Genomic DNA, 6665 nt, shown 5'->3' on the forward strand with positions numbered 1-6665 from the left:
TCGCGGTCCGCGTCGACGGCGCGGCGACGCCGGTGCAGGCGATCGCGGTCGCCAGCGGCCGCGCGATGCTGCCGGGTTATGAGCCGGGCTCGGGCCAGTCGTTGCCGGCCCGCTAACGACGCGACGGAAAAACCGCTTAAACTTGGCCGCGCGCCGCCGTTTGATGGGCTGACGGGCGTGAACGGGGATGCGGGTCATGATGGACGCGGTAGGGACGAAAGGAGCGGTGGACCGGGCGGTGGCGCGCGTGCTCGCCGCGACGGCCGTGACGCCGACGCCGGCGGCGACCAGCTCCGCCAGCACGCCCGCCGATGTGGCGCAGCTGGGCGGCGTCTCGGCGCAGCTTGCCGCCGACGCGCCGGTCGATGCCGACCGGGTGCAGCAGATCAAGAAGGCGATCGCCAACGGCACCTTCCCCATCCTGCCCGCGACGGTGGCCGACCGGCTGCTGGCGGTGCGGTACGAGTGGATGACCGATGACCAGGCGTGACGCGCTGGTGCGCGTGATCGACGCGCTGCATGCCGAGATCGCCGCGCTGAAGGCCAACGACGTCGTCGGCCTGGAGCGGGCCACCGCCGACAAGCTCGGCTGGCTCGACCAGATCGCGGCGCTCGGCACCGGGCCGGCGGGGCCGGACCTGCGCGAGCTGGCGGACGAGGCGACCCGGCTCAACGAGACCTGCCGCATCTACGTCAACCTGATGGCGGCAAATGTCCGCCGCCGCCTGCAAACGCTGACCGGCGAGGCGGGCGGCGGCTACCGGCCGATGCTGGCGCGGGCGTACGCCTAGCCCAAGGGCGCCGTCATCCTGAACTTGTTTCAGGGTCCATGCGCGACGGCTCGCACGATGACGATCGCTCGTCCAGGGTCGGACGATCACGCATGGATGCTGAAACAAATTCAGGGTGACGCCAGGCGAGTTGGCATGGTCCTTGCTGATGTTCGGGCATGACGATCGTCAGCCCCGTCGCGGCCGCCCGCGTCCAATCCGCGATCGCAAGCGCCGCCAGCCGCACGGGTGTCGATTTCGGCTATTTGCTGGGCCAGGCCAGGCTGGAAAGCGGGCTCAACGCATCGGCCAAGGCGGGCACCTCGTCCGCGTCGGGCCTGTACCAGTTCATCGAGCAGAGCTGGCTCGCGGTGGTCAAGAAACATGGCGCCGACCATGGCCTCGGCTGGGCGGCGAACAGCATCGAGCGGTCCGCGTCGGGCAAGCTCACCGTCGGCGATCCCGCGACGCGTCAGGCGATCCTGGGCCTGCGCAACGATCCGGAGGCGTCGAGTCTGATGGCCGCCGCCTATGCCGGCGACAACAAGGCCTCGCTGGAGACCAGCCTGGGTCGCGCGGCGACCGGCACCGACCTGTACATGGCGCATTTCCTGGGCCTCGCCGGCGCGCGCCGTTTCCTGCAGACGATGGCCGCCAACCCGCAGGCGAGCGGCGCCGCGCTGTTCCCGCAGGCCGCCGCCGCCAACCGCAACGTCTTCTTCGACGGCGACGGGCAGGCGCGCTCGCTCCAGGACATCTACCAGCACTTCGCCGGCAAGCTGAGCAGCGCGGGCGCGGCGGTGCCGTCCGCCTATAGCTACGGCACGCAGGCACTCGATCTCGACGGCGCCACCGTCGTCACCGGCGCGAACGAGAACGCGACGGAGGCGATGAGCTGGGCGCGATCGACGCTGGGCCGGCTGGGCGGGCGCGACGGCGGCAGCCTGCTCCGCCCGACACCCGACACCGCGCGGCTTGCCTATCTGATGCTCGCCCAACTGGGAACGTCCTAGATGACCCGCTTCCTCGCCACCGCGCGCGGCGCGGCGCTGCCGCTCGCGATCCTGCTGCTGGTCGTGGTGATGATGGTCCCCATCCCCAAGCAGCTGCTGGACCTGTTCTTCATCGCCAACATCGCGATCAGCCTCGCCGTGCTGATGGTCGCGCTCAATGCGCGCAAGCCGCTCGACTTCTCCGCCTTTCCCACCGTGCTGCTGTTCGCGACGCTGTTCCGGCTCGGCCTCAACGTCGCCTCGACCCGGGTCGTGCTGGTCCATGGGCATGAGGGCGAGGGCGCGGCGGGGCATGTGATCGAGGCGTTCGGGACGTTCCTGATCGGCGGCGACTATGTCGTCGGCCTGTTCGTGTTCGCGATCCTGATGATCATCAACCTGATCGTCGTCACCAAGGGCGCTGGTCGCGTCTCCGAAGTGTCGGCGCGGTTCACGCTGGACGCGCTGCCCGGCAAGCAGATGGCGATCGACGCCGATCTCAACGCCGGCCTGATCACGCCGGACGAGGCCAAGGCGCGGCGCGTGGAGGTGGCGACGGAAGCCGATTTCTACGGCTCGATGGACGGCTCGTCGAAGTTCGTGAAGGGCGACGCGGTCGCGGCGCTGCTGATCCTGGCGGCCAACGTGGTCGGCGGGCTGATCCTGGGCCCGGTGTCGCACGGCATGGGGATCGCCGACGCCGCGCGCACCTATATCCTGCTCGCGATCGGCGACGCGCTGGTGGCGCAGCTGCCAAGCCTGATGCTGTCGATCGCCGCCGCCGCGATCGTGACGCGCGTCGCGTCGGACAAGGACCTGGCGGGGCAGATCGGGACTCAGTTCGGCTCGTCGCGCACCTGGACCCCGGTCGCCGGCATCCTGGCGCTGCTGGGGCTGCTGCCGGGCATGCCGCACGTCGTGATCCTGTCGGCCGCCGTCGTCGCTGGCTTCGCCGCGTGGAAGCTGCGGCAGATCGAGCGCCGGCCGGCGATCGCCGCCGCGCCGGTCGCCGAGCCGGTCGATCCGTCGCGGATCGGCTGGGACGAGGTGACGGACGCGATGCAGGTCAACCTCGACATCGGCTACGGCCTGGTGCCGCTGGTCGACCAACGGCGCGGCGGGCCGCTGATGGGGCGGATCACGGGCGTGCGGCGCCAGCTGTCCAAGGAGCTGGGCTTCGTCGTCCCGCAGGCGCGGGTGCGCGACGACATCAATCTCGCGCCCTACACCTATCGCATCCTCGTCAATGGCGTCTGCGTCGGCGAGGATCAGGTCAGTCCCGACGAGATGCTGGCGCTCGACACCGGCCAGGCGTTCGGCAGCCTGCCGGGCAAGAAGAGCAAGGACCCCACGTTCGGCCTCGACGCGACCTGGATCGGCAAGGCGGACGCGGACGCGGCGACGGGCGCGGGCTATCTGGTGGTCGATCCGGGCACGGTGATCGCGACGCACCTCAACCACGCGCTGGGCGCGCACGCGGCCGAGCTGCTGGGGCCGGACGAGGTGCAGCAGCTGCTCGACGGGCTGAAGGAAAAGGCGGGTCAGCTGGTCGCGTCGCTGACCCCGCAACCGCTGTCGCTCACCGCGCTGACGCAGGTGCTCAAGGCGTTGCTGGCCGAGAACATCCCGCTCAAGGAGTTCCGCCGCATCGCCACCGCGATCGCCGCCGCCGCCACCCGGACGCAGGACCCCGAGGACCTGCTGGAGCTGGTCCGGCCGCAGCTGGGATCGCTGATCATCCAGAAGCTGTGCGGGATGCGCGAACCGCTGCGCGTGATGACGCTGGAGGGGCAATTGGAAGGCATTCTCGGCCAGGCGATGCGCGCCGATGGCGGGCGCCGCCATGTGATCGAACCCGATCTGGGCCGCCGCATCGTCGACGCGCTGCAACGCGCGGCGCAGCCGCTGGTCGCGGAAGCCAAGCCCTTCGCGCTGGTGGTTCAGCCCGCCGTGCGCGTCGCGATCCGCAAGCTGGTGCGCACCTGCCTGCCCGACACGCCGGTACTGTCGTTCTTCGAGGTGCCCGAGGAAAAGGCGGTGGAGGTGGTCGCGGTGATCGGCGCGGCCGGAATGCTGCCGGCATGAGCGCGCTGCCGAACCGCGCCGCGTTCGCCGACGCCGCGCCGCTCACCTATCGGCCGAACCCCGGCGCCGACGCGCTGGTGCGCCAGCACCTGCCGCTGGTGCGCAAGCTCGCCTGGCACGTCCATGGCCAGATGAGCACGCTCGTCGACGTCGAGGACCTGGTGCAGGTCGGGTTGGTCGCGCTGGTCGAGGCCGTCGGGGCAGCACCCGAGCAGGGGCCGGCGTTCCGCGCCTATCTGACCACCCGCCTGCGCGGCGCGATGATCGACGAGCTGCGCCGTCAGGCGACGACGACGCGCGGCGCGATGCGCCGGCGGCGCGACTATACGCGGGCGGTCGCCGCCCTCACTCAAGCGACGGGCCGTGCCCCGGAGGATATCATGATCGCGAGCCATCTGGGCGTCAGCGTGGACAAGCTGCGCGCCGACTATCTGTCCGCCGACGCGGTCCGCTTCGAGGCGATCGACGACGTCTATGCCGACGATCTGCCTTGGTTCGCCGACGACGCGCCCGACGCGTTCGACCAGCTCGCGGCGCACGAGCAGCGCGCGCGGCTGACGGTGGCGGTGGCGGCGCTCCCCGAACGCGAGGCGCTGGTGATCCAGCTCTATTATGCCGAGGAACTCAACCTGGAGGAGATCGGCGAGGTGCTGGGCGTCGGCGCCGCGCGCGTCTGCCAGCTCAAGGCGGCGGCGCACGGCCGGTTGAGGAAGGCGATGCGGGCGGGCTGATCCGCCACCGATCGGTCACCGACCGGTCATCAGGTTGCCGCCAAGGCGTCACGTGGCGAGCATAGCGTTACGGAACGCTAATCACGGTGACGCAGGCATCATGAACAAGATCACCTCACGCTCAAGTGGCGCTGCTCCCGGTCGGGAGCAGCGCCACTTGGGCGGTCCCGATTCTGGATGTCTACGACGTGCAGGCGTACAAGGGGACGGAGCTGGTCCTGAGCGGCAGCTTCTCCGTGGTCCACGACGATCCGGCGACGGTGTCGGTCTATGCGCAGACGGCGACGCTGGTGTCGGCCAAGCTGAGGCTCGGGTCCACCACCTTCGCCGCCGCCAATGCCGGGCTGTTCAGGAACACGTCGCCCTACACGTACAACGACCGGGACCCGTACCAGCTGTACGGCATCGTCGGCGACGGGCTGGGGCGGGGCACGGGCGTCGGCGGGGCGACCGACGATTTCAGCCTGTCCTTCAATCCATAGGCGGGCACCGTGGCGAGCCTCCTCTACGCGCGGGCCATGCCGGAGATCGGCGGCACCTTCGCGGATCGGGTCATCCTGACCTTCGCGGCGGCGGCAGTGCCCGAGCCGGCGAGCTGGGGCATGGCGATGCTGGGCTTTGGCCTGGCCGGCGCGGCGCTGCGTCACCGGACCCGCCGCGCCACGATGGCGGCATGACCCGATTCTCGCCGGCAGCCCACGCGAAAACCCCGGCCCGTCTCGCGACGGACCGGGGTTCCCCGCTCCCTGATCGAGGGAGCCGGCGCCGTCACCCGTTTGGGGGCGGTGCCGGCGCCGAGCCGGTTACTGGAGCAGCTTGAGCACGCCCTGCTGCGACTGGTTCGCCTGGGCGAGCATCGCGGTGGATGCCTGCGTCAGGATCTGCGCCTTGGCGAGGTTGGCGGTCTCGGCCGAGAAGTCCGCGTCCTCGATGCGGCTGCGCGCGTCCGTGAGGTTGGTGACATTGGAGGTCAGGTTGTTGACCACCGACTGGAAGCGGCTCTCCGCCGCGCCCAGTTTGGCGCGCGCCGTGTTGATCGTGTCCAGCGCGCTGGACACGGTATCGAGCGCGGTGTTGGCGTTGGCCACCGTGTCGACCTTCGTGGTCTTGGTCGAATCGGTGATCGTGGCGAGGCTCAGATCGACCGTGTCGCCGTTGTTGGCGCCGGTCTGGATCTTGATCGTGCCCGACGTGCCGGCCGAGCCGTCGAACAGCTTGACGCCGTTGAACTGCGAGTTGGTCAGGATGTCGGTGATCTGCGCCGTCAGCGCGGTGACTTCCGCGTTGAGGTTGCCGCGGTCGTTGGTGTCGGAATAGGTGCCCGACGCCGACTGGACCGCCAGCTCGCGGATGCGCTGCAGCATGTTGGTGACCTCGCCCAGCGCGCCCTCCGCGGTCTGCGCCAGGCTGACGCCGTCATTGGCGTTGCGGATCGCCTGGTTCATGCCCTTGATCTGCGAGGTCATCGACGACGAGATGGCGAGGCCGGCGGCATCGTCCTTGGCGGTGTTGATGCGCTTGCCGGTCGACAGGCGCTCCATCGCGGTCGCCAGCTGCATGTTGGCGCTGTTGGACGCGTTCGCCGCGCGCAGCGACGCGGTGTTGGTTCCGATCACGGTCATTGGGAAACTCCTCTATGGTGTTCGCAGCTCCCGCCGCCCCCAGAACGGAAGGCTTCAGCCACGCAGAGGAGATAACGGCCGGGATCGGCGGTGCTTTAGCGCAAATATGATCGGCCCTCGCGCGCGCGGACCCGTGCACGGAAGGAGAGGCAGCGGGCTCGGCATTTAACCCCCTCTTTACTAGCGGTGCCGCATTCGGGGCCGACCAGAGAGGCCTGCCCGATGCGTTCGATCTTTCCTTCCGCCGCCATTCTCGCCCGCCGGTTCGCGTTGCTGTCGTCGCTGCGCGCGCAAGGCTTTGGCCTGGGCTCGCTCGGCGCCGGGGCGCCCAAGGCGGGGGACTTGTTCCTAGTTGCCGATGGCGAGGCCGCGCCGCTGGCGGCGCGCACCGTGATCGTCGGCGAGGAGGGCCGCCTGGTGTGCCCGTCGCGCGATGGCGCCCCGGCGCGGATCGCGTTCGGGCCG

Annotated in this window: 8 protein-coding genes and 1 pseudogene; 8 read left to right on the plus strand and 1 reads right to left on the minus strand. The window is 70.1% G+C overall.

Translation table 11 applies throughout. The features are described from left to right. The first annotated feature begins 196 nt into the window (after positions 1–196). From flgM to HUU95_RS05325, 7 genes are all read left to right on the plus strand, one after another. Complete coding sequence (gene flgM, locus HUU95_RS05295; protein WP_254602635.1) at positions 197–490, plus strand: flagellar biosynthesis anti-sigma factor FlgM; 294 nt, start codon at positions 197–199, stop codon at positions 488–490. Next, positions 477–791, plus strand: a complete 315-nt coding sequence (locus HUU95_RS05300; RefSeq protein ID WP_174279160.1) for a flagellar protein FlgN — start codon at positions 477–479, stop codon at positions 789–791. Before flgM ends, HUU95_RS05300 begins: the two co-directional genes overlap by 14 nt. Positions 792–949: 158 nt before the next feature. After that, the gene (locus HUU95_RS05305; protein WP_174279161.1) at positions 950–1783 is read left to right on the plus strand and encodes a lytic transglycosylase domain-containing protein; all 834 of its coding nucleotides are present in this window, start codon (positions 950–952) and stop codon (positions 1781–1783) included. Then, positions 1784–3847 carry a flagellar biosynthesis protein FlhA gene (gene flhA / locus HUU95_RS05310; RefSeq protein ID WP_174279162.1) on the plus strand — a complete coding sequence of 688 codons (2064 nt, stop codon included), beginning with the start codon at positions 1784–1786 and terminating at the stop codon, positions 3845–3847. Continuing rightward, positions 3844–4578, plus strand: a complete 735-nt coding sequence (locus HUU95_RS05315; RefSeq protein ID WP_174279163.1) for a sigma-70 family RNA polymerase sigma factor — start codon at positions 3844–3846, stop codon at positions 4576–4578. Before flhA ends, HUU95_RS05315 begins: the two co-directional genes overlap by 4 nt. Positions 4579–4703: 125 nt before the next feature. Beyond that, on the plus strand, positions 4704–5060 hold the full coding sequence (locus HUU95_RS05320) for a hypothetical protein (protein WP_174279164.1): 357 nt from the start codon (positions 4704–4706) through the stop codon (positions 5058–5060). A 9-nt stretch (positions 5061–5069) separates the two neighbouring features. Next, the gene (locus HUU95_RS05325) at positions 5070–5255 is read left to right on the plus strand and encodes a PEPxxWA-CTERM sorting domain-containing protein (protein WP_254602636.1); all 186 of its coding nucleotides are present in this window, start codon (positions 5070–5072) and stop codon (positions 5253–5255) included. A 126-nt stretch (positions 5256–5381) separates the two neighbouring features. Here the strand turns inward: HUU95_RS05325 and HUU95_RS05330 are convergent, their stop codons facing one another. Further along, complete coding sequence (locus HUU95_RS05330; RefSeq protein ID WP_174279165.1) at positions 5382–6200, minus strand: flagellin; 819 nt, start codon at positions 6198–6200, stop codon at positions 5382–5384. Positions 6201–6422: 222 nt separating this feature from the next. On the opposite strand from HUU95_RS05330, the pseudogene HUU95_RS05335 reads away from it, so the two are divergent. Then, a pseudogene (locus HUU95_RS05335) lies at positions 6423–6665 on the plus strand (AAA family ATPase); the annotation flags it as partial.

This window comes from Sphingomonas bacterium (assembly GCF_903643065.1).
Lineage (GTDB): Bacteria > Pseudomonadota > Alphaproteobacteria > Sphingomonadales > Sphingomonadaceae > Sphingomonas.

Bases quoted from the DNA above. Each gene is read 5' to 3' on its own strand.
- HUU95_RS05315 (WP_174279163.1), top strand. From the start codon at position 3,844: ATGAGCGCGCTGCCGAACCGCGCCGCGTTCGCCGACGCCGCGCCGCTC.
- HUU95_RS05330 (WP_174279165.1), bottom strand. From the start codon at position 6,200: ATGACCGTGATCGGAACCAACACCGCGTCGCTGCGCGCGGCGAACGCG.
- flgM (WP_254602635.1), top strand. From the start codon at position 197: ATGATGGACGCGGTAGGGACGAAAGGAGCGGTGGACCGGGCGGTGGCG.
- HUU95_RS05300 (WP_174279160.1), top strand. From the start codon at position 477: ATGACCAGGCGTGACGCGCTGGTGCGCGTGATCGACGCGCTGCATGCC.
- flhA (WP_174279162.1), top strand. From the start codon at position 1,784: ATGACCCGCTTCCTCGCCACCGCGCGCGGCGCGGCGCTGCCGCTCGCG.
- HUU95_RS05305 (WP_174279161.1), top strand. From the start codon at position 950: ATGACGATCGTCAGCCCCGTCGCGGCCGCCCGCGTCCAATCCGCGATC.